This is a genomic window from Lysinibacillus sp. ZYM-1 (assembly GCF_001308875.1).
In the GTDB taxonomy this organism is placed as follows: domain Bacteria; phylum Bacillota; class Bacilli; order Bacillales_A; family Planococcaceae; genus Lysinibacillus.
In genome coordinates this window covers 109,485-136,002 of the sequence record NZ_KQ465107.1, presented here as the reverse complement: position 1 = coordinate 136,002, position 26,518 = coordinate 109,485, and the positions used below count along the sequence as shown (strand labels likewise).

Genomic DNA, 26,518 nt, shown 5'->3' with positions numbered 1-26,518 from the left:
GTCAAGTATATTTTGGCAAGTAATAAAAAGCTTTGCATTTTGTAAAATTATATGTTTTAATTACAAATTGTAAATAGTAATCATTACGATTTAAGGAGTTGTAAACATGACAAAGAGAATTCCTGTTACTGTATTAAGTGGGTACTTAGGTTCTGGTAAGACCACAATGATGAATCATGTCCTACAAAACGAAAAGGATTTACGTGTTGCTGTTATTGTGAATGATATGAGTGAAATTAATATTGATGCGGAACTTGTTGCCAATGGTAGTGGGATCTCGCGAACAGAAGAAAAATTTGTGGAGCTATCCAATGGGTGTATTTGTTGTACATTGCGAGAAGATTTATTACAGGAGGTGGAACGTCTTGCGAAGCTTGGCAATATTGATTACATTTTGATTGAATCGACGGGGATTAGTGAGCCGATTCCAGTCGCACAAACATTTAGCTATTTAGATGAAGAGCTTGGCATTGATTTAACGAGATTTTGTCAATTGGATACGATGGTAACCGTCGTGGATGCTCATCGTTTTTGGCATGATTTTCGATCAGGGGAGAGCTTGTTAGAGCGTAAGGAAGCAATTGGGGAATTAGATGAACGTGATGTTGCAGATCTGCTTATTGATCAAATTGAATTTTGTGATGTCCTTATTTTAAATAAATGTGATGTAGTATCAGTAGAAGAGCTTGATCGTTTAGAACGTATATTGCGTGCGCTACAGCCTGAAGCAAAAATCATCCGAACGGTTAATGGTGAAATTGACCCTGCTGAAATTTTAAATACAGGGCGCTTTGACTTTGAGCGTGTCTCAGAATCAGCTGGCTGGTTAAAAGAATTGGAACTAGGTCATGAAAATCATACACCAGAGACAGAGGAGTACGGGATATCCTCGTTTACCTATGCACGTAGAAGACCCTTCCATCCTATGCGCTTTGTTGAGTGGTGTGACCAAATGCCAGAATCGATTGTGCGAGCAAAAGGAATTGTTTGGAGTGCAAAACATCAAGATGTCGCGTTATTGCTATCGCAGGCTGGTTCATCTGCAAAAATTGAACCTGTTTCTTATTGGGTAGCGGCATTACCGAAAGCTCAACAGCAAGATGTTTTCCAACAAAGCCCTGAGGTGTTGGAAGCTTGGGATCATGAGTTCGGAGATCGTATGACTCAGCTTGTTCTTATTGGTATTGATCTGGATAGAGAGCTCATTATCCAACAGCTGGACAACTGTCTATTAACAGATGAAGAGTTTAGCAGCTCATGGGAACTACTACAAGATCCATTTAACTGGGAATGGCATTAATGAGAAAGAAGATTTCGGTTAGGATTCCGAAATCTTCTTTTCAAAGACACGATTATAATTAGTGGCATCACGTAATGCTTTTTCTTCTACAGGGATTCTCACAGAAAGCATTGTAATGTTTAATAGTGTAAAGCAAAACGCTGTAAAGTAAGCCTGGAACATAATGGGTAGAAGGAGAATTTCCAAACAAACGACAGCATAATTAGGGTGGCGCATATATTCATAGGGCCCCTTACGCACGACATGTGCATCAGGTAAAATAAGAATTTTTGTATTCCAAAAAGTGCCTAAAGAGCGAATACACCAAATACGCAATGCCTGCACAGCTACAAATAAAGTAAAAAATAATGGAAATAAGGGCGAAATACCATTGTTATTTGTTACTACTTCGACAATTAAAAATAAGAAAAAACTAATATGCATAGTGACCATATAAGGGTAGTGAGAGTTACCTACCTCATAAGCTCCTTGAGCAAGCATCCATTTCTCGTTACGTTTTGCAATGATAACCTCTGTCAATCTTTGTAGAATGACAAGAGTCAAAATTAGATAGATGATCATGCTACTCCCTCCAGTTTAATAATACAGCTTCTGCACAAAAACCAGGGCCAAGAGCGACGAGTAAACCTGTATCCTCCACTTGTCCTTCTTGTAACATAAATTGTTCTAATACATATAACACTGTTGGCGACGACATATTGCCATGTCGGCGTAATATTTCCCGAGAAATGTCGGTTTTTTGGGAAGAAAGATAAAGCGTGTCTTCATAGGCTTTTAAGACCTTTTTTCCTCCAGGATGCGCAATGAAATGCGTAAGTTGCTCACTGTAAATTCCTTGCTCCAGTAGAAACTGTTCAATGAATGGCCCAAGCCAATTTGTAATAATAGCAGGGATACTCTTTTGAAAGATGACATGAAGTCCATTATTTTTAACATCCCAACCCATTACATTTTCTGAATCTGGCATCCACTTAGAGCCTGTAGCAATAATATGTGGTGATGATTTGTTTGTGTCAATTGTTATTTCATCACCACAAACAAGAATACAAGCGGCACCGTCGGCAAAAAGTGAAGCACCGATTAAATTACTTTTTGAAAAATCATTTGGCTGAAAAGTGAGGCTACATAATTCAACACAAACAACAAGTACCTTTGCATTTGGGTGTGCTTTACAAAAATCATAAGCCCTGCTAACACCAGCTGCTCCACCTGCACATCCTAATCCCCATAGTGGAATACGTTTAAGCTGATCTGTGAAAGGAAGCTTATTCATGACACGTGCATCAATGCTAGGTGTTGAAATTCCTGTACTACTAACAAATATGATGGCATCAATTTCTTCAGGAGAAATGGGTGAACGTAAGAAGGCTTCATTTTGTAAACATGCCTGGATGACGCTTACACTGTATTGCGTAGCTAGTTCAATATATAAATCATTGCGTTCCTCAAAGGAGTGATTTGTACGATGCCATTCTGGTGGTACGCAAAAATGGCGAGTTTCAATTCCACCATTTTCAAAAACCTTTAAATAGCGCTCTAATTTTGGGATCTTTGCATAGAAAAGCTCCTTCGTTAGTTCCTCTGCATTTGCTTGCTGTAATGTGTAAGGTGGTTGATGTGTGCTAATAGAAATGATTTTAGGCAATTCAACATCTCCTCGTATTTATTGGTCTTGTTCATTCTATGCGTTAAGGAAGTGAATACATGCTTATAATATTGTATTTGACAATTCCCTAAATTTTAGCTATATTGGTAACAACTAAATGGAAAGTAGGTGATGTGACATGATGAATAGATCTATTTTTAGCGAACTGCAATTCGGTTTGTTTCATTTCACACGCCTAAAATATACAAAGTGACGTCGTGCTTAGCTCGAGGTATTTGTATATCCTTTTAAACGTGCGTGTGAAACCTTGTAACTACCGAATTGCGTAGATACAAGGTTTTTTTATCGTGGTTCAAAATTTGATGAATCAAGATGAAGTCTCTGGCTGATGTCTAGGCAGAGGCATCATAGATATGCACATTTAGGAGGAAAATAAATTGAATTTAACAACATTAGGTTTTACAACGTATTTTGAAGAACAAATGATAGAAATGAAGAAACAGACTAAGTTTAAGAATTGTGTGCCTGCGAGGGTTACTTTAGAGCATAAGCATTCCTACCGTGTGTTAGCACAAGAAGGGGAATGGCTTGCGACAATTGCTGGTCATTATGCCTATACATCTTTAGCTCGAGAAGATTACCCAGCAGTTGGTGATTGGGTATTGGTGGAGAAAATGCCTGGTGAGGAACGGGCAATTATTCATCAATTATTCCAACGAAAATCTGCTTTTTCACGAAAAGTGGCTGGTACGGAAATTCAGGAACAAATTGTTGCATCGAATGTGGATATTGTGTTACTTGTCATGAGCTTGAATGCTGATTTTAATATTCGTCGTTTGGAGCGATATCTAGTGGCTGCCTGGGATTCAGGTGCAAAGCCCATTGTTGTTCTGACAAAGGCAGATTTGTGTGAGGATGCTTCAAGTTTAGTGCAAGAAGTTGAATCTATAGCCTTTGGTGTAGATATTTTTGTAACGAGTGCTGTATCTGGAGAAGGCCTAATAGACATTCAAGCATTATTTACAGAGGGTGTCACTGGGGCATTACTAGGCTCTTCGGGTGCTGGGAAATCCACATTAACGAATGCGCTATGTGGCGAAATGCTGATGAAGGTAGCAGGGATTCGTGAGGATGATGCTAAGGGGCGCCATACAACGACCCATCGAGAGTTAGTAATGTTACCTGCTGGCGGTTGTTTGATTGATACACCAGGAATGCGTGAGCTACAATTATGGAATCAAGGTGATAGTTTAACTTCTAGCTTTCAAGATATTGAGGAATTAGCAACAGCTTGCCGTTATCGTGATTGTACGCATCAAAATGAGCCTTATTGTGCAGTGCGGCAAGCAATTACAGATGGTGAACTCGATCAATACCGTCTGCAAAGTTATTTTAAGCTACAAAGGGAATTGGCTTATATGGAACGTAAAACAAATGTGCAGGCTAAGCTTGAGGAGCAACGTAAGTGGAAGCAAATTTCCAAAGGATTTAAAAAAGGAAAAAAGTGAATAGGAGCACACATATGACAATACAAAGCATCAATCATCTATTATTTTCAGTGTCTGATCTTGAAAAATCCATTGCATTTTATGAAAATGTTTTCGATGCCAAGTTATTAGTAAAGGGGAACAACACAGCCTATTTTGATGTAAATGGGCTGTGGCTTGCCCTTAATGTAGAAAAAGATATCCCGCGCAATGACATCATTCACTCCTATACACATATCGCTTTCACTATCTCTGAGGATGAATTCGATAAAATGTATGATCATTTGGTGCAATTGAAGGTCAATATTTTAGATGGTCGACAAAGAGATGAAAAAGATAAACAATCAATCTACTTTACTGACCCTGATGGACATAAGTTTGAATTTCATACGGGAACTTTGCAAGATCGTTTGGATTATTATAAGAAGGAAAAATTACATATGGAGTTTTTTGATAATTAATCGCGGAGGAATTACTATGACGAAAGCTTTTATTTTTGATATGGATGGTACCTTATTTCAAACAAATCTTATTTTAGAGCCTGCACTTGATGCCACATTTGATGTGCTGCGTACAAAGGGCTTATGGCAGGGAGAAACACCAATAGAAAAATATCGAGAAATTATGGGTGTCCCTCTACCGGTAGTATGGGAGACCTTATGTCCAATGCATGCAAAAGAAATACGTGAAGAGAGCAATATGCTATTTCATGAAAAGTTGACGGAGCAAATCCATAAGCGTAAGGGTGCGCTCTATCCAAATGCTGAACAAACTCTTGCCGCATTGTCAAAAAGCTATCCTTTATACATAGCAAGTAATGGGCAGGTTGATTATTTACAAGCAATTGTAGAGACATATCAGTTAGACCGTTTTATAAGAGGAACCTATAGCATTCAATCTATTGCAAGTGGGCATAAATCGGACTTAGTTAAAAAAGTAGTGAAAGAGAACGGAATACAGGACGGGGTGGTAGTTGGAGATCGTTCTTCGGATATACAGGCTGCCCACGATAATCAGCTTCTCTCAGTAGGTGTCCGTTTCGATTTTGCTCAGGACCATGAATTGCGAAAGGCAAATATTGTAATAGATGATTTGACGGAGTTATTAAACATAAAGATAGGTTAATAAATTACAAACCGCTCAACATTGGAGCTTTTTTGAAAAGTGAGAGCAATTTAACGGCAATTATTGCATTTCATCACAAGAAAGCGTAAAATAGTGCCAATCCTATAGACAAAGCATTGAAAAGGAAAAGTAAATTGGATCAGCATTTTGTAGAGAGCCTCTGTTGGTGGAAATGAGGTAAATGAACCCTTTTGAAAATGACCTTTGAGCTTCGTACCGAAAGCTTTTTAGCGAGTAGATTACGACGAGATGGGCACTCGTTACAACAGCGGCAGTATCTCTTATTTAGATGGAGACGTACTGAATGAGGCAAATAGTGTGAGCTATTTGTAAATATAGGTGGTAACACGGGTATACTCGTCCTAATCAGATTTGATTAGGGCGATTTTTTTTTACCATTTTTTATGTGAGGGGAGCAATTTAGAATGACCATTGTTATTGGAGGCGCTTGGCCGTATGCAAATGGCTCTTTGCATTTAGGACATGTAGCCGCACTATTACCAGGTGATATTTTGGCTAGATATTACCGACAAAAAGGTGAGCAAGTATTATATGTATCAGGTAGTGACTGTAATGGTACGCCAATTTCTATTCGTGCAGCACAGGAAAACACAACAACCGAGGCGATTGCTAATCATTATCATGATGAATTTACAAGATGTTTTAATGAGCTAGGATTTACTTATGATTTATACACAAGAACAGACGCAGTGCACCATCATGAATCCGTTAAGGGCTTATTTTTACAGCTACTTGCCAACAATTTTTTATATAAAAAGAAAATTGAACAGGCTTACTGTGAGACGGATCAGCAATTTTTACCAGATCGATTTGTAGAAGGAATATGCCCAAATTGTGGTGCAAAGGCAAGAGGGGATCAATGTGATAACTGCTCGGAAATTTTAGACCCACTGGATTTAATCGACAAGTGCTGTAAAATATGTGGGAATGAGCCAGTCATTCGAGAGACAGAGCATTTTTATTTTACCTTTAGTCAATTTCAAGGAAAATTAGAGTCCTTTTTAACCGAGGCGAAGGCAGAAAAACGTTGGCGGGACAATGCCTTAGGATTGACTGAGCGCTACTTAGCAGAGGGCGTTCCTGACCGAGCAGTAACGAGAGATTTACCAAATGGAATAGATGTTCCAGTCCCAGGCTTTGAAGGTAAGAAAATATATGTGTGGATTGAAGCAGTAGCAGGGTATTTAACTGCTAGCCTAGAATGGGCAAAGCAACATCATGTGGCGATTGAAGACTTATGGAATGAAGAAACCATTTCGTACTATGTCCATGGAAAGGACAATATCCCATTCCACACAGTTATTTGGCCAGCTATTTTGATGGGGATAGGTGCTAAAGCATTGCCAACACATATCGTATCTAATGAATATTTAACCTTGGAAAAACGCAAATTATCTACTAGTCAAAACTGGGCTGTTTGGGTTCCTTATATTTTAAGTCGTTATGATGCGGACTCTATTCGCTACTTCTTAACGATGAATGCACCGGAAAATCACGATACGGATTTTTCATGGCGAGAATTTATTTACAGCCATAATGGCGAATTACTTGGTGCCTATGGTAATTTTGTGAACCGAACATTGAAATTTATAGAGAAATCTTTTGCTAGTCAAGTGCCACAGGCTGAGGTGGATAGTACTATTCGTAAACAAACCATTCAGCTATTTAACGAAGTGGGTATTCTTATTGAGGGTGGTCATTTCAAGCAAGCATTAGAGTCCATTTTTGAGTATATTCGTGGAACTAATCGCTACTTCGATGAACAACAGCCATGGTTACAAGTAAAAGAAGATGTGGAGGCTGGCAATTGTACACTAGCAACCTGCGTCTATATTATTGCCAATCTTGGACAGTTACTACATCCATTCCTACCGTTTTCCGCAGAGAAAGTAAGAAATATGTTAGGTATAGATGGAATGATGTGGCATGAGCAAGTGGATTTACCTAAAACCATTCATGATGTAACACCCTTGTTTGAACGTCTTGACATAGAATTAATTGAAGAGGAATATCAAAAATTAGTAAGAGATAGTGTCTAGGATCGAAAAAGCAGTATGACTAATTAGCCATACTGCTTTTCTTGTTTTAATTCATGACAGGTGTTAATTTTGCCACGACAATGCTATTGATGGCATTAATATAGGCTAGGGCACTCGCTTTTAGAATATCAGTATCTGCTGCTTTAGCCATATACTTTTCACCTTCATGCTCAATCGTGATTTTTACTTTTCCTAACGCCTCTTTGCCACGCGAAACACTGTTAATATTATATTCCACTAGCTTTACATCCATGTTTGTAATTTCTGCAATCGCTGAATAAAGGGCATCGATTGGACCTGAGCCAACCGCGCTGGCTTTAAATACTTCATTACCTTTACGAACTTTAACGCTCGCAGAAGGGAAGCTTGTATTGCTGACGACTTGTAAATCTTCGATATCAAAGAATTGGTCACTGTAATGTGTCGCATTTTTGTTAGAAGCATCATGTTTTTCGTAATAGCTTTCAACTATAACGTATAAATCGTGATCATATACTTCCTTTTTGGCGTCCGCTAGTTTTAGGAAGCCTTCAAAGATTCCTTCGAATTCATCTGTAGAAAGATTCGAAAACCCTAATTTTTCAAGAGCATTTTTTACTGCATGACGACCTGAACGTGCTGTTAGTACAAGCTCCATATCATCAAGTCCTACGTCTTCAGGATGCACAATTTCATAGGCATCACGAGATTTTAGTAATCCGTCTTGATGAATGCCAGATGAATGGGCAAATGCATTATCTCCCGTAATGGCTTTATTGACTTGAACATCTAAGCCCATAAAGCTAGAAACAAGGCGAGAAGTATTAATAATTTCTTTTGTGTTAATACGTGTATCAGCATTGTAGACGTTGCTACGAGTTTTTAGAGCCATGACAACTTCTTCTAATGCCGCATTACCTGCACGTTCACCAATACCATTAATTGTACATTCTACTTTATCGGCACCATTTTTAATGGCAGCAAGTGTATTAGCTGTCGCCATTCCAAGGTCATTGTGGCAATGAACGCTAAGAAGAACGCTGTCGTCTAAATTTTTCATACGGTTGTTCAATTTATAGATCATTTCACCGAATTCCTCTGGTTCTGCATAGCCGACTGTATCAGGAACGTTAATAATAGTAGCGCCAGCTCTCATAACAGCTTCAATTGTCTTCCAAAGATACTCAAAATCTGAACGGGATGCATCCTCTGTGGAATATTGAACTTGTGGCAATAGCGTTTTGGCATATTTTACGGCATCTACACCAATTTGTAGAATTTGATCTTTTGATTTGCTGAATTTTTTTTCCACATGTATATCTGATGTTCCAAGTACCATGTGAATCATAGGATTTTCAGCGTATTTCACAGCGTTATAGACAGCGTCAATATCTGCCTTTACAGCACGTGCTAATGCTGTAATCATAATATCACTTGTATTACCGACCTTCTCTGCTACAGCTTTGACTGCATCAAAATCCCCCTGTGATGAAGCAGGGAATCCAGCTTCGATAATATCGACACCCAATTTTTTAAGTTGCTGTGCAATCTCTACTTTTTCATATAAATTTAGCTTTGCTCCTGGCACCTGTTCGCCATCTCGTAATGTTGTATCAAATACCCAAATTTTTCTTCCCATTTTTAAACACTCCTTTTGTAGTAATCAGTATCTAAAATCTACACTTAGGCCAATGATTCATTAAAAAACAAAAAAACCCATCTCTATCTGAAAATAGAGACGAGTTTATGCTCGCGGTACCACTCTAATTGACCTTTTCTTTACAGAAAAAGTCCCCTTATCGACAGCTATCACTGTCTATCCTGTTAACGGGGGAAACCGACATCCCTTACTAAATTGTTCAGGGAGTAGCTCATGGACGAGTTCAAAATGTGTGTCTACCGATTTACACCAACCATCGGCTCTCTACAAGTACACAACCACTTTTACTATTTCCAATCTTGGCCTACAATGTGTTGTTGAAAGCAATATTACTTGGATATTAATAGCCTGTCAATAATTTTCTAAAAATTTTTTTAATTCTGTCTAAAGTAATATTTGCTTTATTAAATATTTGATAATTAGTGAAATGAATAAGTAGCCTCTAAAAATAGTCATTTCTGTGAGATAATAAAAGCTGTGAAATGACGTTTGAAAGGTAGGAAGACCATGAAATTTGTCTTTGATTTAGACGGTACAATTTGTTTTAAGGGAGAGCCCTTAAGCGAAGGTATCACCAATGCTTTAGAAGCATGTAGAAAGAGTGGGCATGAAGTCATTTTTGCCTCCGCTAGACCAATACGCGATCTATTACCTGTATTGCCAGTGACGATGCGAGAATATCCAATGGTAGGTGGAAATGGAGCATTTGTCGCTTGTGATGGAAAAACGATGGAGGTAACTACATTTGAGACTGATATAGTTGGCGCAATTCTGCAGATCATTACAATATTTCAATTACCATACCTAGTAGATAGCCATTGGGATTATGCTTATACAGGCAGTGAGGATCATCCAATTTATCAAAATCTTGATCCTCTAGAAATAGCTAAAAAAGTAGCGTTGCAAGATATTCATGATATTGTAAAAGTTGTTTTATTTCCTGGGGAGCATATAGATGAGGTATTATTTGAGCTACAGAAACTTCCGGTTTCGCTTTATGAACATACATCAGAAAATATTATAGATTTAAGCCCTAATGGCATTGATAAGTGGAATGGCTTAACTAAATTAGGTGTAGTAGAAGGAGAGTATATTGCATTTGGAAATGATGCGAACGATGCCTCGATGTTTTTGAAGGCAAAGGAAAGTGTTTGTGTGGGGGAGCATCAGGTTCGTGAGAAGGCTACTTTGCAAGTTCCGAGTGTGGAAGCAGCTATTATAGAAATGCTCAATCTTTTAAGCGCAAAATATAAGTGAGCAATAGTACATACATAGAAAAAAACTGCTCGTTTCCTAGAGGAAAGTCGAGCAGTTTTCTTTTTAGTCTAATTTAAAACGAGAGACTTCAGTTTGAAGCTCTTCAGCCATATTTGAAAGCGTTGCTGCGGAGGCAGCTACTTCCTCGATAGTTGCTAACTGCTCTTCAGAGGCAGAAGCGACATTTTGTAAATTACTTGAAGACATTTGAGCAATGGTTGCTATTTCATCAAAGGATGCATAAATTTGCTCTGCACTGGATGACATTTCCTCCGAAACTGTTGTTGCTTCTTGAATTTGCATCGACACTTGTTCAACAAGCTCCACAATTTTGGAAAAACCCTCTTCAGCTATCTGAACCACTTGCATACCAATTTGAACTTCTTGTGTACCAGTATCCATCACCTTCACAGCACGATTTGTATCTTGTTGAATTTCAGCAATCAAAGTAGCAATTTGCTCAGCTGATTTTTTGGATTGCTCAGCTAACTTTTTCACTTCATCTGCCACAACGGCAAAACCTCTTCCATGATCACCTGCACGAGCCGCCTCGATAGCTGCATTGAGCGCTAATAAATTTGTCTGTTCTGCAATATCTGTAATAATACCAATGATATTTCCTATTTCAATAGAATGTCCGTCTAAATTTTTGACAACGCTTGCAGATTCTAAGACAGCAGTGTTTATCGTAGTCATTTGCGAAATAACTCGATGTAAAGATTCATTTCCTTTCTGAGCCTCTGAATTTGTTTCCATTGCTAGCTCAGAAACTGCCGCAGTAGTAGAAGCTAATTGTTGTATGCCCTTTGTCATGTTTTTCATTGCTTCGGAGCTTTCTGTAGCATTTTTGCCTTGAGCTTCAGAGCCACTAGCCACTTCTTGAATCGAAGATGTGATTTGCTCTGTAGCTTGGATTGTTTGGTCAGCACTTGCTGTTAATTCAGCAGCAGAGCCACTAACTTGTACAGTGTTGTGACGTACATTTGTGATTAAATCCTTCAAATTAACAGCCATTTGATTAAATGCTAGTGCTAAATCACCAACTTCATCGCGATTTTTGATATGAATCTGTTCAGCTGTTAAGTCACCTTCTGCTATTTTTTTCGCTGCCTTCGCCATGCCGTTGATTGGACGAGACATTAGGCTACCTACAACCATTGCAATTATCAGACTTATGACAACAGAAAGGCCCCCAAGAAGAATCATTTGGATCTTAATATCTTGAATTTGTTTGGATGTAGCAGCAATTTTTCCATCAATATACTCATTTTGATAATCAGAAAGATTTTCAACGCGTTCGTCAAATTGTTTAATAATTAAACGTCCTTGTGTACTATCTAACTTTTCGTACTTTTCTGTTTCTCCCGAAGCCTTTAACTCAAACATACGATCCGCAAATTGTTGAACATTTTGCTCACTTTTATTAATAGCTTCTAGAAGCTTAATGGATTTTTCGGAAGTCAAAGAAGCCATTAGATCTTCAGATTTTTGTTTGAATTCTGCGCGTGAATCCTGATTACTTTGAAGGTTTTGTTTATCTCCGAGCAGCAAATAGCCACGCAAACTGACAATCTCTTGTTTGGCAATGACGCGTAATTCCTGAATAGAGATAGATTTCGTTGTTTGTTCCTCCAGTAATGTACGATATGTTTTGTTCACAGAATCAAGCTGCTTTATGTTTAAGCCGATTGTAGCAACGAGAACCAAAATCACTATAAAAAAACCGAGTAATAATTTCTTGTAGATAGTAAATCGCATAGGTGAAATTTCCTTTCTCAGCATTTAGTAGAAATGTTACAAATTAATGAAATATGTATATATATCATTTATATCAGATTATACGAATTTTACAAAGTATTATGAGTATTTTTACTGTAATAAATAGTTTGAAGATGGTAGAAAGTTGTGCTTGAAGTAATAAAAAAAGTAGATTTATTGCTATAACACTCTAAAAATAAAGCGATAGTTAATGGTGTGTGTTGAATATTAAGCCAATTTTCATAAATTTTGAAACTTATACAGTAGTAGTAACGTAAATTAGTTAAGAAGATGAACTGAGGTGATATGAAATGTATAGACCAATTTTAAACATACCTAAAACTAAATCTGAAAAGATTTGGGACTATATTGGTGCTATAATATTTGTCTCATCTATCATTTATATCATGGTGATGTGGGGTAAATTGCCTGAAGAAATTCCAGGTCATTTTAATGGTAAGGGTGAGGTTGACCGATGGGGTTCAAAAATAGAGCTCATTATTCTTCCGTTTATAGGGATGTTTTTATGGATTATAATGGGTCTTTTAGAGAAGGCACCACATATGCATAACTATCCAGCTCGTTTGAATGAACGGAATGTGGAATCATTTTATTTAAATAGCAGAAAAATGTTAAACGAAGTAAAAAATTTCTGTGTTATTTTATTTGCATGTATATCGTTTCAAATGGTCCGCATTGGTCTTGGCGAGACAACTTCATTAGGGTGGTGGTTCTTGCCAATTATAATAATTGGGATAACTGTACCAATTATTAAAGGGATAGTAGTTACTAGCAAAATAAAATAAAGTTTAAACGTAAACGCTTGATACATTTTCAAGCGTTTATTTTTTGTTCCCAAGTTCCCATTTATTCAGTATACTATCAAAACTAAGATGCAAATGTATGAGCCCATTGTTAGATGCTAAAAATGAGAGCTAGAAGAGGAGTTTAAGCTATGCAAAAGAAATTTAAACTGAAGGATGACTTATCCATTACCATACACAACCAGCCACATGATTTGTTATTAGACGGGGTTTTTCATTCTGGAGAGGCACCCTATGACCGTATTATTTCTTTTGCGTTTTCGGTAGATGACATGGTAACTTATTTACAAAAAGTGTTAAAAGATAATAGTCTAATGGAGCAAGGCTATTTATTTTTTGTATATCCTAAAAAGGGTAATAAAAAATATCAACAGTTTATCCACCGTGATGAGATTTTTCCAGCAATCCACGTGGACGAGGAAAAATACATCGTTGGTAGTGATTTTAAGTTTTCTAGCTTGATGTCACTAGATGAGACATTTTCGATCTTAAGCATTAAGAAAGATGCTAAAGGTAGAGGGAAGAAGAAAACAGCAAATAGTCAATGTGTTAGTGATTATGAGAGTATGATCTCTCCATTACGAGATTTGCTTGCCGATAATCAGGATGATTTAGCGTTTTATGATGGGCTAACTCCAGGATATCAAAGGGATTGGGCACGCTATATCTATAGTGCAAAAAAACAGGAAACACAAGAAGCGCGCCTACAGGAGATGCGTGAAATTATTCGTTTAGGCTACAAAACAAAGGAATTGTATCGCAAAGCACAAGTAAATGATGAAGCAGGAAAATAAACAACAAAGTGAGGCTAAGGTATGAAGAGCATATATATGGAGCAAGTAGAAGAAAAATGGCGTGATGCCTTTAGTAAGCTTGTAGATGTTGTAGAAGCAAATTTACCAGAAGGTTTTGAGCAAACTATGCAATATGACATGGTCAGTTATGTTGTTCCATTGGCAACCTATCCTAAGGGCTATCATGTGACAGCCAATACGCCATTACCTTTTATTAGTCTTGCAGCCCAAAAACGTCATATAGCGCTATATCACATGGGAATATATGCAGATCAAGCATTGCTTTCTTGGTTTCAGGAAGAGTATGCAAGGCGAGTACCGACAAAATTAAATATGGGGAAAAGTTGTATTCGTTTTACAAGCACAAAGAATATTCCATTTGATTTAATTGGTGAGCTTATGACAAAAATGACGCCAGCAGAGTGGATTTCACATTATGAAGGAGCGAAAAAATAGATGAAAAGCGCGACAACTTTTTTAATGTTTCAAGGACAAGCCCATGAAGCTATTGAACAATATCAGCAGTGGTTTCAAGATTTAGAGGTCGTAACGATAGAATACATGAAAAATTCTCGGCAGGTAGCGATGGCAATCCTACATTTAAAGGGGTTGAAACTGATGTTGAATGATAGTGTCATTCAACATGATTTTACGTTTACGCCATCAACCTCTATCTTTATAGAATGTGATTCTGAGGAAGAAATAAAGAATTTAGTTGCTCAAATAGTGGAGAGTGGACAAGCGTTAATGCCACTTGATAATTATGGGTTTTCTAAACAATTTGCGTGGGTTCAAGATTGCTTTGGCGTCTCCTGGCAGCTATCTTATAGTTGATGGAATGGAGTATAACAATAGAATGTTAGTAAAGGGGGAATAGAAGATGACAGTAACTTTAGTGAAACACGCTATCAAATATGCTGAGGCCATGCATGAGTTGTCTTCTATGCCACAGGTTCGAGATGCACTTGGGTTACCTGTTGGAAAAGTAGAAGATACAATTCATTTTATTAAACGTGAATGTATAGATGAAGAAGAAGGGAAGACAGTTCCTCGTGTTGTTTTAAATGAGGAGGGGCAATTAATCGGTGTGACCGCATTAATGTTTATAGACCATCATAAAAACAGTTGTCATATCGGGTCTTGGCTCGGCTATCAATTTTGGGGGAAAGGTTATAATCTTGAGGCTAAAACAGCTATTTTAGATATTGCCTTTTTTGAGCTAGGATTGGCACGAGTTTTTGCAGGAGCTAGGAAGGTTAATATTCGTTCACAAAAGGCACAGGAAAAGCTGCCTTTTATTCGGTTAGATGTGGAAAAAGATTACCCAGAGGAGCACTCATGGCTAGAAGTGAAGGAAAAACAACCATGTGTTTTAAATGTTTTTGAACGTGCGGATTTTGTTCAATATCGTACAGCTCTTAAAAAAGTAGATGGCAAGCGAGAAGTCTTTTTACCGCAACTTTTACTAGCTGATGAGAGTGAAGAGGCTATTCGAAAATACTTAGATGAGGGTACCTTATATGAAATTAAATGTGGAGAACAGCTTGCGGGAGTGGCTTTATTAATTCCTCAATCTAATGCAACCATTGAGTTGAAGAATATTGCTATTATGCCAAAATACCAAGGGAAAGGGATTGGTAAAGAGGCATTACGACAGCTTACATCTATTTGCCAGATGGAGGGCTATCAAACTCTTTTAGTTGGAACAGCCAATTCAAGTATTGATAATATAGCTTTTTATCAAAAGGCAGGTTTTCGCATGGAGTCCATTGAAAAAGATTTCTTTCGTGACTACTCAGAGCCAATTTTTGAAAATGGCATTCGTGCTTTAGATATGATTTTCTTTTCCAAGCAATTATAAACATTTTCATAAAGAAATACCCGCCAACAAAGGTTGAGCGGGTATTTTTATTTACCGAGCAGGAGGGCCATTAATTTTTCCTTCGAATGTAAGAAGTCATCCAATGTGTAGCGATCCAGCACGGTTAGGTACGCTTGTAAAGCTTCATACAAGACACCTTTTAGCTGACACTCAGGAGCTATTTTACATAAATTATTCTCTTTATCGAAACATTCTACTAAATGAAAATCCTCTTCTGTATGACGAACAATTTCACCAATGGTAACGGTTTTTGGGTCGATAGCTAAGCGAATACCTCCACCTCGTCCACGGATTGTTTCAATATAGCCTAATAATCCTAGTTGGTGCGTCACCTTCATTAAATGGTTTTTCGATATATTATAAGCCTCTGAAATCTCTTGAATAGTTGATAATTGACCATCTTCCTTTGCACCTAAGTAAATAAGTGTGCGCAGAGAATAATCTGTGTATAAAGTTAAGCGCATAAGAACACCCTACTTTCTATAATTCAAAATAATTATAGCATTTTTACAATGAAGTATAATATTTTCAAACCCCTTTTAAAGATGTATTTAAAATACATTAATTATGTCCATTTTGTTAAAGATGTATTTAATATATTGCTTTAAGAAAATGAAAGCGTTATATTGTAATCACGAAAGGATGGTATGCGATATGTTAAAACAAGAAACAATTCAAATCATTAAGGCAACAGTCCCTGTATTAGAAGTACATGGTGTAGAGATTACAAAGACGTTTTATAAAAATATGTTTCAAGCTCATCCAGAATTACTGAATATTTTTAACCACACTAACCAAGAAAAAGGTCGTCAGCAAACAGCATTAGCAAACACAGTTTATGCTGCTGCAGTTCATATTGAAAATTTAGAAGCTATTTTACCGGCAGTAATGCTTATTGCGCATAAACACCGTAGTTTAGGTATTTTACCTGAACATTATCCAATCGTTGGAGAAAACTTATTAAAGGCGATTAAAGAAGTACTTGGCGATGCGGCAACAGATGACATTATTAATGCATGGGCTGAGACATATGGCGTTATAGCAGATATTTTCATTCAAGTAGAAGAAGAGTTATACCAAAAAACGGAGAATACTGGTGGATGGCGCCTATTTAAACCATTAAAAGTGGCGAAAAAAGTTGTAGAAAGTGAATTAGTTACATCTGTTTATTTTGTAAATGAAGATGGCTCATCACTACCTGCTTACGAGCCAGGTCAATACATCAGCATACGTGTGAAGGTACCTGGTGAAGAGTATTTAATGAATCGTCAATACACACTTTCACAAGCAAGTGCAGAAGATGGTTACCGTATTTCTGTGAAACGTGAAAGTGATCATACACCAAACGGCAAAGTTTCAAACTTTATTCACGATGACTTACAAGTGGGAGATTTAGTCGACGTAAGCGCTCCTGCTGGGTTGTTTGTTTTAGAAGAAACTACTGCTCCAATTACATTTGTTAGTGGTGGTATTGGTGTAACACCATTAAACAGTATGTTGCAATCTTTAAAAGATGATACAACGAATAAAGTTAACTTTATCCAATGTGCACGTAATGAAAAAGTTGTAGCGTTTAGCGATGATATTCAAGAGAAAGTAAATGGGCTACCAAATGCATCTTATACAGCTCTATACTCTGATGAAGACAAAATTATTACAAAAGAATTATTAGCAGAAAGAGTAGCTGATAACGCTGATGTTTATGTATGTGGACCAGTAGGCTTTATGGAAGCTGTTATTAAAAATTTACAAGAAATTGGCGTGGAAGATGAGAAAATTCACTATGAGTTCTTCGGACCAGCCATGCAATTAGCTAAATAGAATGGTGGATTCCCTGTTATGAGTACCAACTCATAGCGGGGTTTTTTTGTTGAAGATAAATATAGATAGGCCAAGTTGACGGATGAAACGTAGTAGCCAACGGATTGAGGCCTTTAAGAAAAAGATTTGAAGCTTTCACGTTGACAATATACCTGCTAGGGTATAATATGAATCACGTAAGCGAGTTTAATCTATCGTTTTGAAAGGAGGCTGGAACAGAATGGCTTATGGTTCTAAAACAGCTAATCGAGTGAAACGAATAGAAGGTCAATTGCGTGGTATTTTACGCATGATGGAAGAGGATCAAAACTGTAAAGATGTGATTACACAGCTATCTGCGGTGCGTTCTGCGGTTGATCGGACGATAGGTGTTATTGTTAGTGAGAATTTATTGGATTGTGTATCTAGTGCTGAAGGGGATACGGAAAAAGTGAACTCAGCCATCCAAGAGGCAATGGATTTAGTTGTGAAAAGCCGATAGATTTAATATACCCTTTAACGTATATAAAAGGAGGACTAAAAATTTGGAAACATGGATCATTATTGCGATTATCGCAGCATTTTTCATTTGGCGATTGAAACCAACGAAGGGCGTCCAGTCGATCTCTACCACTCAATTAAAAAATGTGCTGAATGATAAGGATAAGATATTTATAGATGTACGCACGCCAGCTGAGTATAAAGGCCGTCATATCTCACAATTTAAAAACATGCCACTTGGATCGAGCTTTGACAAACTACCAAAAGATAAAGAAGTAATAGTTATTTGTCAAAGTGGTATGCGGAGTAGTCAGGCATGTAAGCAATTGAAAAAGCAAGGCTTTGAGCGTGTTACAAATGTTCGTGGTGGAATGAGCGCATATTAGGAGGAGAGCAAATGAGGGAAATTACAGCAAAAGAAGTACAACAAGCGATAGAACAGGAAAAAAAGTTGAACCTTATTGATGTACGAGAGGTAGATGAGGTAGCAGCAGGGCATATTCCTGGTGTCATGCATATACCACTTGGCTTATTAGAGTTTCGAATACAGGATTTAAATAAAAATGAACAATATATAATGGTTTGTCGATCTGGTGCTCGTAGTGGCCGTGCTACCGAAATATTAGAAAGTAAAGGCTTTGAAGTCTCAAATATGGTTGGTGGTATGTTAGCCTGGGAGGGCGAAGTACAATAATCGATTATCGCTAAATTTTTTTGTTAAAAATAATACCCTTATAGGTATATGGAGGTTGTAATGAGTATGAAGGTGGATTTTCAGCTAGATGCCAAGGGCCTTTCTTGCCCAATGCCAATTGTGAAAACGAAAAAAGCAATGGCTGATTTAGTGGATGGTCAAATATTAGAAGTATCTGCGACAGATAAAGGATCAAAAGCTGATGTTGCAGCATGGGCAGAAACTGTAGGTCACCAATATATTGGCACATTAGAAAATGATGGCGTGCTAAAGCACTATATTCGCAAATGTACAAACGATCTAATAGAAGAAGTTACATTTGATCAAACAATTGACCTAGAGCAGATCACCAATCGTGATGGATTAATTCTTGATGTACGAGAGGAAGCTGAATTTGCTTTCGGGCATATTGAAGGCGCTAAATCTATTCCGATTAGTGAATTAGATACACGTCTTTCGGAGCTCGATAAAGAGCAGGAGATCTATGTTATTTGTCGTACTGGCAAGCGTAGTGATATGGCTGCGCAGAAGCTAGCTTCACGTGGTTTTGCAAAGGTATTTAACGTCTTACCAGGAATGACATCCTGGAAAGGTGATTTAACAAAAAACATTTAATTGGAGGAATTTTATTATGTCAAACAAAGTAGCGATTATTGCAAGTAACGGTGGTTTATTTGATGCGTATAAGGTGTTTAACATCGCAACAGCAGCTGCAGCTTCTGAGAAGGAGGTAGCAATCTTTTTCACGTTTGAAGGTTTAAATCTGATTCATAAGCAAGGCATGCATGCATTACCAATGCCTGCTGGAGCAGAGCATTATGCAGAAGGTTTTGCGAAAGCTAATGTTCCGACCATACCTCAACTAGTGGAAATGGCACAAGAATTAGGTGTGACATTTATTGCTTGTCAAATGACTATGGATGTAATGAGTTTATCGACGGATGATTTTATTGACGGTATTGCAGTGGGTGGAGCTGTAACCTTCCTTGAATTTGCAAAAGATGCAGCACCATCACTAACTTTCTAAATGGTTTTTGTGCAATGAAGGCGGAGAGTGAAAAACGCTCTCCACTCTAAAAACTTCGAAATTATACCTATGGGGGTTATATATATGTCAACGCAGAAATGGGACGCTTCACAAATTGCTAAAAAGGTCATTAACAATGAAGAGTTGTTTATTTTAGATGTTCGTAATGCAGATGCGTTCGAAGATTGGAAAATTGAAGGTCATCGATTTGAATATTTAAATGTACCATATTTTGAACTGCTAGATGGTGTGGAGGAGATTTTGCCGAAAATCCCCTCCAATAAAAAAATTCTTGTAGTTTGTGCTAAAGAGGGATCATCATTGATGGTCGCTGAAATGTTGTCAGAAGCTGGTCGTGATGTTGCTTATTTAGCAGGGGGCATGAAATCTTGGAGTGAGTATTTAGAGCCTATTAAAGTTGGAGATTTAACAGGCGGTGGAGAACTTTATCAATTCGTACGTTTAGGGAAGGGCTGTCTTTCTTACATGGTGATATCTGAAGGAGAGGCAGCAATCATTGATGCTGTTCGTTTTACAGATGTATTTACAAGTTTTGCAGAACAGAAGAATGTGAAAATCAGACATATTTTTGATACGCATTTACATGCCGATCATATTTCGGGTGGACGTCATATAGCTGAGGCCACTGGTGCAGTCTATTACTTACCACCGAAAGATGCAGAAGAGGTTGTTTTTCCGTATACACCGTTAGTTGATGGAGTGACTGTTCAAATTGGAACGTCCAAAATAGATGTAGGAGCTATCTACTCACCAGGTCATACAATTGGCTCTACATCATTTGTTGTCGATAGCAAATATTTGTTAACAGGGGATATTTTATTTGTCGATTCTATTGGACGTCCTGATTTAGCAGGTCTTGCTGAAGATTGGGTTGGAGATTTACGAGATACACTTTACAAGCGTTATCGAGAATTGTCGGGTGAGCTTATCGTGTTACCAGCTCACTTTATGATAATTGATGAACTTAACGAAGATGGGACAGTAGCGAAACGACTAGGGGATTTATTTGTACAAAATCATGGTTTGAATATTCATGATGAAGTAGAATTTAAACGTGTCGTGACAGATCAATTGCCCCCACAACCCAATGCCTATCAAGAAATTCGTCAGGTAAATATGGGGAAAATAACACCTGCACCAGAGGAACAAACTGAAATGGAAATCGGTCCAAATCGCTGTGCTGTTCGATAAAATATACTAAAAGTGCAATGAATACGTCTATGTACTATAAATGTGTATATTCCAGAAATTGAAGGCGCTCATCCTTCATGAATTTAAAAAACAAGAAGAACTGGCAAAATCGCTTACAATCTTTGCCGTGTTGAAGGGGATCAATATGAAGTCAAATTTACAATTAGATGCAAAAGGTCTTTCGTGTCCAATGCCTATTGTGAAAACAAAAAAGGCGATAGACACATTAAATACTGGAGAAATTTTAGAAGTTCAGGTGACAGATAAAGGAGCTTTAGCGGATATTCCTGCTTGGGCAAAAGCTGGAGGTCATAATATAGTAGATCAATCCGAAGAAGCTGGTGTCATTACATTTTTAATTCAGAAAGCTTAAAGCTATTGGAGGGTTGTCTATTAAAGTAGAACAACCCTTCTTTCGCTTTTTCGAAAGAAGGAAGAATAAATGGATATTACATGGATATTAACGATCTTCTTTATTGGTTTTATCGGTTCATTTGTATCAGGGATGTTAGGTATCGGCGGTGCTATTATTAATTATCCGATGTTACTTTATATTCCACCATTATTAGGACTTGTGGCCTTTTCGGCGCATGCGGTTTCTGGAATTATTGCCGTACAAGTATTTTTTGCATCCATTGCTGGTGTTTGGGTATATCGCAAAGGTGGATATTTAAATAAATCACTTATTATCTATATGGGTGGCGCTATATTAACGGGAAGTTTTGTTGGTAGTTTTGGTTCCAAGTTTTTATCAGAGTCGGGCATTAATATTGTTTATGGTGTCCTTGCATTAATAGCTGCAGTCATGATGTTTATTCCCAAAAAACAAATCGATGATAAACCGTTGCAGGAGGTTACGTTTAATAAATCACTTGCAATCATATTGGCTTTAGTTGTTGGTATCGGATCAGGAATTGTGGGGGCAGGTGGGGGCTTCTTATTAGTCCCGATCATGTTAGTGGTTTTAGGGATTCCTACGCGTATGACCATTGCAACTAGCTTAGCCATTACATTTATCTCCTCAATAGGGGGGATGATGGGGAAATTAATGACTGGACAAGTTGAATATTATCCCGCGCTCATCATGATTATAGCCAGCCTAATAGCGGCTCCTCTTGGTGCAAAAGCCGGAAAAAAAATAAATACAAAAGTCTTACAAGGCATTTTAGCTATGCTCATATTAGCAACTGCCATTAAAATTTGGGTAGATATTATTGGAGGGATATAACCATGAAAATTGAAGTTTTCACGGACTTTACTTGTCCGTTTTGTTATATTGCCAAGCGAGAACTGGAACTAGCGGTTGATACTGCTGGCTATGAAGGACAAGTGGAAATCGAATACAAGACCTATCAAATAGGCCCGGATACGCCTAAAGTAAATGCACCAACTTATTTAGACGCATTGGCTCTGAAGTACAATGGAACAGGTGAAGAAGTGCGTGACATGACGGAGAGCATGGCATCAAGGGCTGCAGAAGTTGGATTGTATTATCATTTTGAAAAGATGACAACAGCGCACACAGAAAAAGCACATCGTTTAGCAAAGTGGACACAGCAATTTGGCAAAGCATCTGCTTACACTGAAGCGCTGATGGCTGGTTATTTTACAACTGGGGAAGATTTGAATGAGCATTCTTTTTTATTAAAGGTGATTGCACAATTAGATCTAGATATAGAAGAGGCGAAGAACATTTTAGCATCTAATGCTTTTAGTGACGCATTAGATAAGGATCGCTATGATGCACAGCAACTCGGTATACAAAGTGTGCCATTTTTTGTGTTTGAAAATCGTTATGGCATTAAAGGGGCAGAGCCAAACGAAGTCTTTGTGCGAACTTTACATCAGGCAGCAGAAATTGCGGGTATTCAGCCAACCATAAAGTTGATGGGAAGTGGAGAGGCAACGTGTACTGATGGTGCATGTAATCTTTAAACCGAAATAGATAGGTGTCGGGTACTTAAGGTACCCGACATTTTTTGATTAAAATGGATACTGCAAGAGGTATTAAGTCTTGATTTTATTGTTATAGAACAATAATTAATGTATAATTTATCCATTTTTATCATCTTAATGGTTCTATTTTAGTGTAGTGTGAGGAAAATCACATCCAATAAAATGTTATGTTGCTAAAATATAAGTGAGTATACAAAGGGGGGTATTATAGATGAAACCTATAGTAGCAGGAGTAGCAGGGACAGTACTGTTAGTAGGCACAATTTTTGTAGCAACAATTATTAGTGACAAAATTACAGTTGATTCGATTGTGGACGAGAACGAAACGACAGTGCAGACGCAATTACCAACGACAGCAGCTGCTCAGTCAGTTGTCTATGCTCCACCAAGTATTGATGAAGTGCCGGATGGACCTATGAAAGAGGCCATATTAAACGGCTATGAGCTTGTCAATAACACACATGTTGCGGCAGATGAATATGTAGGGAACCAATTATCTTGCACAAGCTGTCATGCTGGTGCTGGGTACGATGAGCAAGTATCTTCGTTGGTAGGTGTAATGGCCAATTATCCACAATATATTGCACGCTCAGGTGGTGTTGTCACGATAGAAGAGCGTATAAATGGTTGTATGGTCCGTAGTATGAATGGGAAAAAATTTGATATGAATAGTGATGAGCTGGAGGCTATGGTCGCTTATTTTGCATATATTTCTGAAGGTGTTCCAATTGGGGCAAAACGTGATTGGGCTGGATCTAGCGACATGAAGAATGTTCCGATTCCAGATGTTGCGAATGGTGAGGAGCTTTATGGTCAGTCCTGTATAGCTTGTCATGCTGCTGATGGCTCAGGTACTGGTGCCAATACTGGTCCAGCATTATGGGGTGATAATTCCTTTAATGATGGGGCAGGGATGGCACGCCTATCTAAAATGGCAGGCTATATTCAAAATAATATGCCGGTAGGTGCAACAAATTCTTTAACAGATCAGGAAGCCGCTGATTTAGCAGCGTTTATTTTAGCGCAAGATCGTCCTGAATGGCCAAATCATGATAAAGACTGGCCAAAAGGCGGTAAACCAAATGATATTATGATTAAAGAAAAACGTGAACAAATCAAAAATGGTACCATTGATTGGGAAAAAGTACTGTCTACTAATTAAGAAAAGGGATGCTGACAAACAGCATCCCTTTTTGATTACCTAAATTTATATACGTCATTTTTCCGATGGTTCATATAAAAGAAAGTTAATGTATAAATTTGCTATACTAGCGGTAGTAGGAAATGGAAATGACTTTGGAGGTGAAGCTGTTGATTTTTTTAAAATTTTTGATCCAAATCATTGTAGTATCAGGTTTGATTTATATTGTGAGCGGACGCCTAATTGGTTCAAATATTAATTTTGTTCGTAGAGTGCTATCTGTCATTATAAGTGTGACATTAACATCTTTTGTTTACTGGTACTCTTATTTGCGTCATACAGATTTTTTGTCAGAAACAATGATGCAAACGGTGACAGAGGTCAGCACGCTGATTTGGATTGGAAGTATGCTACTCATTTCTATGTTGCTGTATTTGGTTTTTGAGCTATTTGATCCGAGTGGCATAACAACTGGCGATCGCCGAAATGGTCAAAAATCATTGCTATTACGGCTGCGAAGCTATTGGCGACAGCAGAAACGATTGCGACAAGTATTAAAAATTGCTGTTACAAATGGTGTCGTCCAAACGATTAAATATGCGAGGCAACGTGAAAATGAAAAAGAGCTTGCGATTGCATTGCGGTCAACATTAGAGCAATGTGGTGGGATATTCATTAAATTTGGGCAAGTACTGTCTACACGTAAAGAATTATTTTCACCAATCTTTATAGATGAGCTAGAAAGGCTACAACATCGTGTGAAGCCTTTGCCAGCAGAGCAAGTTACACAAATTTTAGAAGGCTCACTTCCTCAATCAATGGATGAAGTATTTAGCCATTTTCAAATGGAGCCCATCGCAGCGGCCTCCATCGGCCAAGTGCACAAGGCCCGACTCAAAAATTATGAAGATGTTGTGGTCAAGCTCTTGCGTCCAGAAGTAAAAGGAATTATGCGTGATGATCTTGAAATTTTAGAGGAATTCGCTAATTGGCTTTCATCTAAATCTACTTGGGCAGAATCACTAGGATTTCGGGAATTGGCTGGTGGATTCGCAGACGGGCTACGTGAGGAGATTCATTTAGATATTGAGGTACGTAACACGTTACAGGTGAAGAACGCATTAGCAAAAAGTGATTATAAGGTCCGAATTCCAAAAATTTATACAGCTTACAGTAATGAAAATATAATTGTAATGGAGTATATTCGTGGACATAGTGTGGCAGATGGGGTATCTGAATTCAATCGCTTGTCCATTGATCGCAGACAATTTGCAAGAACGGTATTATATTCCTTTTTTGAACAGATGCTTTTTTCAGGTATTTTTCATGCTGACCCTCATCCAGGAAATATTCACATTGATGAGAAGGATGGTATACCAGTATTGCTAGATTTTGGAGCGGTAGGAAGATTGGGAGCCACACAACAAGAGGGTTTGAAGCTATTTTTGATGGGTATTCAGCTAAATGATTCCAGTGTTTTGTACGATGGCTTAACCCTACTTGTGGAAAATGCCGATCATGCGGAGCGCGCAAGAATGGAGCAAGCAATTGATCAAATTTTACTTAAAATCTCTTATGTTGACCGCATACCAACAGAGGAATTAATTCATGCGTTATTTACAGTGGTACGGGATTTTGGACTAGCCTTTTACCCTGCGGTAGGATTAGCACTCCGTTCACTGGTGACGTTAGATGGAACATTACGGGTAATTGATCCACGTTTTGATATTTTTACGGAGGCTAAGGATTTTTCTGCTACATATATGCGTGCTTCTTTCCTAAAGCCATTTAGAGAACCGATGGCTACAAAAGAACGCCTGCAAGAGGAATTATCCATGCTAATACCAACTTTGCGTAAAATGCCAAGAAGGGTGGATCAACTAATTCAGCGCGTTGAGAGTGGAAAAATTATTTTGCATCATGACGTTTTCTCTGATGAACATAACGCCCGTTTTATTACACATTTGTTTTCTCGATTCGTATTACTTTTAGTAGGGATCACATTTGGTATTATATCTGTTGCCCTTTTAGCAATCTCACAATTTATTCATGATTCTTATGCAGTATATTTAAACACTGCCGCTTATTTAGGTTTATTTTTATGTGCTATTTTGTTAGTAAGATTATCAATACAAGCATTGCGATCCATGCGGCAATAGGTAGGGGGTTATTCCCCTACCTATTTTTTTTGAAACATTTCTAAGGAATATTACAAAAACATTACAAAGTTGCCCGTGGGTCTAATGTCGAATTAGCTAATAGTGGATGTGTGTAGAATATATAAGCGTTTTGTAGAATTACCATGCTTCTTCGCGAATGTTACAGAAATGTTTCGAGTTTTACTAATGTATTAAATAGATAGGAAATAGTATAAAAGTTATGCTGAAAATGCTAAACTTTAAAAGGCTAAAACAAATATATAAGAACAATTAATTAAAATAAAATAGAAATCGTT

At 37.8% G+C, this 26,518-nt stretch carries 28 protein-coding genes and 2 other annotated features; of the genes, 23 read left to right on the top strand and 5 right to left on the bottom strand.

Annotated features, from left to right (window positions below):
• Nucleotides 1–106: 106 nt before the first annotated feature.
• Complete coding sequence (locus tag AO843_RS02200; protein WP_054609518.1) at nt 107–1,300, top strand: GTP-binding protein; 1,194 nt, start codon at nt 107–109, stop codon at nt 1,298–1,300.
• Nucleotides 1,301–1,318: 18 nt separating this feature from the next.
• On the opposite strand, the gene AO843_RS02195 is transcribed toward AO843_RS02200, so the two are convergent.
• Both AO843_RS02195 and AO843_RS02190 read right to left on the bottom strand, forming a co-directional pair.
• A complete protein-coding gene (locus AO843_RS02195; RefSeq protein ID WP_054609517.1) occupies nt 1,319–1,861 on the bottom strand; it encodes an isoprenylcysteine carboxyl methyltransferase family protein in 543 nt (180 codons plus the stop codon).
• Nucleotide 1,862: 1 nt separating this feature from the next.
• Nucleotides 1,863–2,945 carry a type III polyketide synthase gene (locus AO843_RS02190; RefSeq protein ID WP_054609516.1) on the bottom strand — a complete coding sequence of 361 codons (1,083 nt, stop codon included), beginning with the start codon at nt 2,943–2,945 and terminating at the stop codon, nt 1,863–1,865.
• 398 nt (nt 2,946–3,343) lie between these two features.
• Between AO843_RS02190 and rsgA the strand changes: the two genes are divergently transcribed.
• From rsgA to metG, 4 genes are all read left to right on the top strand, one after another.
• Nucleotides 3,344–4,414 carry a ribosome small subunit-dependent GTPase A gene (gene rsgA, locus AO843_RS02185; protein WP_054609515.1) on the top strand — a complete coding sequence of 357 codons (1,071 nt, stop codon included), beginning with the start codon at nt 3,344–3,346 and terminating at the stop codon, nt 4,412–4,414.
• Nucleotides 4,415–4,428: 14 nt separating this feature from the next.
• A complete protein-coding gene (gene fosM, locus AO843_RS02180; RefSeq protein WP_054609514.1) occupies nt 4,429–4,854 on the top strand; it encodes a FosM family fosfomycin resistance protein in 426 nt (141 codons plus the stop codon).
• A 16-nt stretch (nt 4,855–4,870) separates the two neighbouring features.
• Entirely contained in the window at nt 4,871–5,518 is a 648-nt protein-coding gene (locus AO843_RS02175) for an HAD-IA family hydrolase (RefSeq protein WP_054609513.1), read from the top strand.
• Between the two features lie 107 nt (nt 5,519–5,625).
• Nucleotides 5,626–5,886, top strand: a binding site (T-box leader).
• A gap of 57 nt (nt 5,887–5,943) precedes the next feature.
• Nucleotides 5,944–7,578: a methionine--tRNA ligase gene (gene metG, locus AO843_RS02170; protein ID WP_054609512.1), complete on the top strand. Its 1,635-nt coding sequence runs from the start codon at nt 5,944–5,946 to the stop codon at nt 7,576–7,578.
• 46 nt (nt 7,579–7,624) lie between these two features.
• Here the strand turns inward: metG and AO843_RS02165 are convergent, their stop codons facing one another.
• Nucleotides 7,625–9,196: a 2-isopropylmalate synthase gene (locus AO843_RS02165; RefSeq protein WP_054609511.1), complete on the bottom strand. Its 1,572-nt coding sequence runs from the start codon at nt 9,194–9,196 to the stop codon at nt 7,625–7,627.
• Between the two features lie 92 nt (nt 9,197–9,288).
• Nucleotides 9,289–9,527 (bottom strand) — a binding site (T-box leader).
• Between the two features lie 197 nt (nt 9,528–9,724).
• Here AO843_RS02165 and AO843_RS02160 point away from each other — a divergent pair.
• Complete coding sequence (locus tag AO843_RS02160) at nt 9,725–10,474, top strand: HAD-IIB family hydrolase (RefSeq protein WP_054609510.1); 750 nt, start codon at nt 9,725–9,727, stop codon at nt 10,472–10,474.
• Nucleotides 10,475–10,537: 63 nt separating this feature from the next.
• Here the strand turns inward: AO843_RS02160 and AO843_RS02155 are convergent, their stop codons facing one another.
• Entirely contained in the window at nt 10,538–12,232 is a 1,695-nt protein-coding gene (locus tag AO843_RS02155; protein WP_054609509.1) for a methyl-accepting chemotaxis protein, read from the bottom strand.
• A gap of 311 nt (nt 12,233–12,543) precedes the next feature.
• Between AO843_RS02155 and AO843_RS02150 the strand changes: the two genes are divergently transcribed.
• The 5 genes from AO843_RS02150 to AO843_RS02130 all read left to right on the top strand — a co-directional run bounded on the left by AO843_RS02150 (nt 12,544) and on the right by AO843_RS02130 (nt 15,711).
• The gene (locus AO843_RS02150) at nt 12,544–13,038 is read left to right on the top strand and encodes a DUF1648 domain-containing protein (protein WP_054609508.1); all 495 of its coding nucleotides are present in this window, start codon (nt 12,544–12,546) and stop codon (nt 13,036–13,038) included.
• A gap of 149 nt (nt 13,039–13,187) precedes the next feature.
• A complete protein-coding gene (locus AO843_RS02145) occupies nt 13,188–13,850 on the top strand; it encodes a YdeI/OmpD-associated family protein (RefSeq protein ID WP_054609507.1) in 663 nt (220 codons plus the stop codon).
• Between the two features lie 21 nt (nt 13,851–13,871).
• Nucleotides 13,872–14,306 (top strand): DUF1801 domain-containing protein, encoded by a 435-nt coding sequence (locus AO843_RS02140; protein WP_054609506.1) that lies wholly within the window; start codon nt 13,872–13,874, stop codon nt 14,304–14,306.
• Nucleotides 14,307–14,684: a VOC family protein gene (locus tag AO843_RS02135; RefSeq protein ID WP_054609505.1), complete on the top strand. Its 378-nt coding sequence runs from the start codon at nt 14,307–14,309 to the stop codon at nt 14,682–14,684.
• 46 nt (nt 14,685–14,730) lie between these two features.
• The gene (locus AO843_RS02130) at nt 14,731–15,711 is read left to right on the top strand and encodes a GNAT family N-acetyltransferase (RefSeq protein WP_054609504.1); all 981 of its coding nucleotides are present in this window, start codon (nt 14,731–14,733) and stop codon (nt 15,709–15,711) included.
• Nucleotides 15,712–15,758: 47 nt separating this feature from the next.
• On the opposite strand, the gene AO843_RS02125 is transcribed toward AO843_RS02130, so the two are convergent.
• Entirely contained in the window at nt 15,759–16,196 is a 438-nt protein-coding gene (locus AO843_RS02125; RefSeq protein WP_054609503.1) for an Rrf2 family transcriptional regulator, read from the bottom strand.
• Between the two features lie 190 nt (nt 16,197–16,386).
• Between AO843_RS02125 and hmpA the strand changes: the two genes are divergently transcribed.
• From hmpA to AO843_RS02065, 12 genes are all read left to right on the top strand, one after another.
• Nucleotides 16,387–17,553, top strand: coding sequence for an NO-inducible flavohemoprotein (gene hmpA / locus AO843_RS02120; RefSeq protein WP_054609502.1), 1,167 nt, complete (start codon nt 16,387–16,389; stop codon nt 17,551–17,553).
• A 220-nt stretch (nt 17,554–17,773) separates the two neighbouring features.
• On the top strand, nt 17,774–18,034 hold the full coding sequence (locus AO843_RS02115) for a metal-sensitive transcriptional regulator (RefSeq protein ID WP_054609501.1): 261 nt from the start codon (nt 17,774–17,776) through the stop codon (nt 18,032–18,034).
• 43 nt (nt 18,035–18,077) lie between these two features.
• On the top strand, nt 18,078–18,419 hold the full coding sequence (locus AO843_RS02110; protein ID WP_054609500.1) for a rhodanese-like domain-containing protein: 342 nt from the start codon (nt 18,078–18,080) through the stop codon (nt 18,417–18,419).
• An 11-nt stretch (nt 18,420–18,430) separates the two neighbouring features.
• On the top strand, nt 18,431–18,727 hold the full coding sequence (locus tag AO843_RS02105) for a rhodanese-like domain-containing protein (protein WP_054609499.1): 297 nt from the start codon (nt 18,431–18,433) through the stop codon (nt 18,725–18,727).
• Between the two features lie 66 nt (nt 18,728–18,793).
• Entirely contained in the window at nt 18,794–19,342 is a 549-nt protein-coding gene (locus AO843_RS02100) for a sulfurtransferase TusA family protein (protein ID WP_054609650.1), read from the top strand.
• Nucleotides 19,343–19,358: 16 nt separating this feature from the next.
• Nucleotides 19,359–19,754 (top strand): DsrE/DsrF/DrsH-like family protein, encoded by a 396-nt coding sequence (locus tag AO843_RS02095; protein ID WP_054609498.1) that lies wholly within the window; start codon nt 19,359–19,361, stop codon nt 19,752–19,754.
• Nucleotides 19,755–19,838: 84 nt separating this feature from the next.
• Nucleotides 19,839–20,966 carry an MBL fold metallo-hydrolase gene (locus AO843_RS02090; protein ID WP_054609497.1) on the top strand — a complete coding sequence of 376 codons (1,128 nt, stop codon included), beginning with the start codon at nt 19,839–19,841 and terminating at the stop codon, nt 20,964–20,966.
• A 145-nt stretch (nt 20,967–21,111) separates the two neighbouring features.
• Nucleotides 21,112–21,339 carry a sulfurtransferase TusA family protein gene (locus AO843_RS02085; RefSeq protein WP_054609496.1) on the top strand — a complete coding sequence of 76 codons (228 nt, stop codon included), beginning with the start codon at nt 21,112–21,114 and terminating at the stop codon, nt 21,337–21,339.
• A 69-nt stretch (nt 21,340–21,408) separates the two neighbouring features.
• The gene (locus tag AO843_RS02080; protein WP_054609495.1) at nt 21,409–22,194 is read left to right on the top strand and encodes a sulfite exporter TauE/SafE family protein; all 786 of its coding nucleotides are present in this window, start codon (nt 21,409–21,411) and stop codon (nt 22,192–22,194) included.
• Nucleotides 22,195–22,196: 2 nt separating this feature from the next.
• Entirely contained in the window at nt 22,197–22,901 is a 705-nt protein-coding gene (locus AO843_RS02075; RefSeq protein WP_054609494.1) for a DsbA family oxidoreductase, read from the top strand.
• Between the two features lie 232 nt (nt 22,902–23,133).
• Complete coding sequence (locus tag AO843_RS02070) at nt 23,134–24,084, top strand: c-type cytochrome (RefSeq protein WP_054609493.1); 951 nt, start codon at nt 23,134–23,136, stop codon at nt 24,082–24,084.
• Between the two features lie 149 nt (nt 24,085–24,233).
• Nucleotides 24,234–26,222, top strand: a complete 1,989-nt coding sequence (locus tag AO843_RS02065) for an ABC1 kinase family protein (protein ID WP_054609492.1) — start codon at nt 24,234–24,236, stop codon at nt 26,220–26,222.
• Nucleotides 26,223–26,518 lie beyond the last annotated feature (296 nt).

Excerpts from the sequence above, each read along its gene's own strand:
- AO843_RS02135 (WP_054609505.1), top strand. The coding sequence starts at position 14,307 with ATGAAAAGCGCGACAACTTTTTTAATGTTTCAAGGACAAGCCCATGAA.
- AO843_RS02130 (WP_054609504.1), top strand. The coding sequence starts at position 14,731 with ATGACAGTAACTTTAGTGAAACACGCTATCAAATATGCTGAGGCCATG.
- AO843_RS02125 (WP_054609503.1), bottom strand. The coding sequence starts at position 16,196 with ATGCGCTTAACTTTATACACAGATTATTCTCTGCGCACACTTATTTAC.
- AO843_RS02145 (WP_054609507.1), top strand. The coding sequence starts at position 13,188 with ATGCAAAAGAAATTTAAACTGAAGGATGACTTATCCATTACCATACAC.
- AO843_RS02165 (WP_054609511.1), bottom strand. The coding sequence starts at position 9,196 with ATGGGAAGAAAAATTTGGGTATTTGATACAACATTACGAGATGGCGAA.
- hmpA (WP_054609502.1), top strand. The coding sequence starts at position 16,387 with ATGTTAAAACAAGAAACAATTCAAATCATTAAGGCAACAGTCCCTGTA.
- AO843_RS02195 (WP_054609517.1), bottom strand. The coding sequence starts at position 1,861 with ATGATCATCTATCTAATTTTGACTCTTGTCATTCTACAAAGATTGACA.
- AO843_RS02090 (WP_054609497.1), top strand. The coding sequence starts at position 19,839 with ATGTCAACGCAGAAATGGGACGCTTCACAAATTGCTAAAAAGGTCATT.
- AO843_RS02150 (WP_054609508.1), top strand. The coding sequence starts at position 12,544 with ATGTATAGACCAATTTTAAACATACCTAAAACTAAATCTGAAAAGATT.
- fosM (WP_054609514.1), top strand. The coding sequence starts at position 4,429 with ATGACAATACAAAGCATCAATCATCTATTATTTTCAGTGTCTGATCTT.
- AO843_RS02175 (WP_054609513.1), top strand. The coding sequence starts at position 4,871 with ATGACGAAAGCTTTTATTTTTGATATGGATGGTACCTTATTTCAAACA.
- metG (WP_054609512.1), top strand. The coding sequence starts at position 5,944 with ATGACCATTGTTATTGGAGGCGCTTGGCCGTATGCAAATGGCTCTTTG.
- AO843_RS02075 (WP_054609494.1), top strand. The coding sequence starts at position 22,197 with ATGAAAATTGAAGTTTTCACGGACTTTACTTGTCCGTTTTGTTATATT.
- AO843_RS02200 (WP_054609518.1), top strand. The coding sequence starts at position 107 with ATGACAAAGAGAATTCCTGTTACTGTATTAAGTGGGTACTTAGGTTCT.
- AO843_RS02095 (WP_054609498.1), top strand. The coding sequence starts at position 19,359 with ATGTCAAACAAAGTAGCGATTATTGCAAGTAACGGTGGTTTATTTGAT.
- AO843_RS02070 (WP_054609493.1), top strand. The coding sequence starts at position 23,134 with ATGAAACCTATAGTAGCAGGAGTAGCAGGGACAGTACTGTTAGTAGGC.
- AO843_RS02140 (WP_054609506.1), top strand. The coding sequence starts at position 13,872 with ATGAAGAGCATATATATGGAGCAAGTAGAAGAAAAATGGCGTGATGCC.
- AO843_RS02085 (WP_054609496.1), top strand. The coding sequence starts at position 21,112 with ATGAAGTCAAATTTACAATTAGATGCAAAAGGTCTTTCGTGTCCAATG.
- AO843_RS02160 (WP_054609510.1), top strand. The coding sequence starts at position 9,725 with ATGAAATTTGTCTTTGATTTAGACGGTACAATTTGTTTTAAGGGAGAG.
- AO843_RS02105 (WP_054609499.1), top strand. The coding sequence starts at position 18,431 with ATGAGGGAAATTACAGCAAAAGAAGTACAACAAGCGATAGAACAGGAA.
- AO843_RS02155 (WP_054609509.1), bottom strand. The coding sequence starts at position 12,232 with ATGCGATTTACTATCTACAAGAAATTATTACTCGGTTTTTTTATAGTG.
- AO843_RS02100 (WP_054609650.1), top strand. The coding sequence starts at position 18,794 with ATGAAGGTGGATTTTCAGCTAGATGCCAAGGGCCTTTCTTGCCCAATG.
- AO843_RS02080 (WP_054609495.1), top strand. The coding sequence starts at position 21,409 with ATGGATATTACATGGATATTAACGATCTTCTTTATTGGTTTTATCGGT.
- AO843_RS02115 (WP_054609501.1), top strand. The coding sequence starts at position 17,774 with ATGGCTTATGGTTCTAAAACAGCTAATCGAGTGAAACGAATAGAAGGT.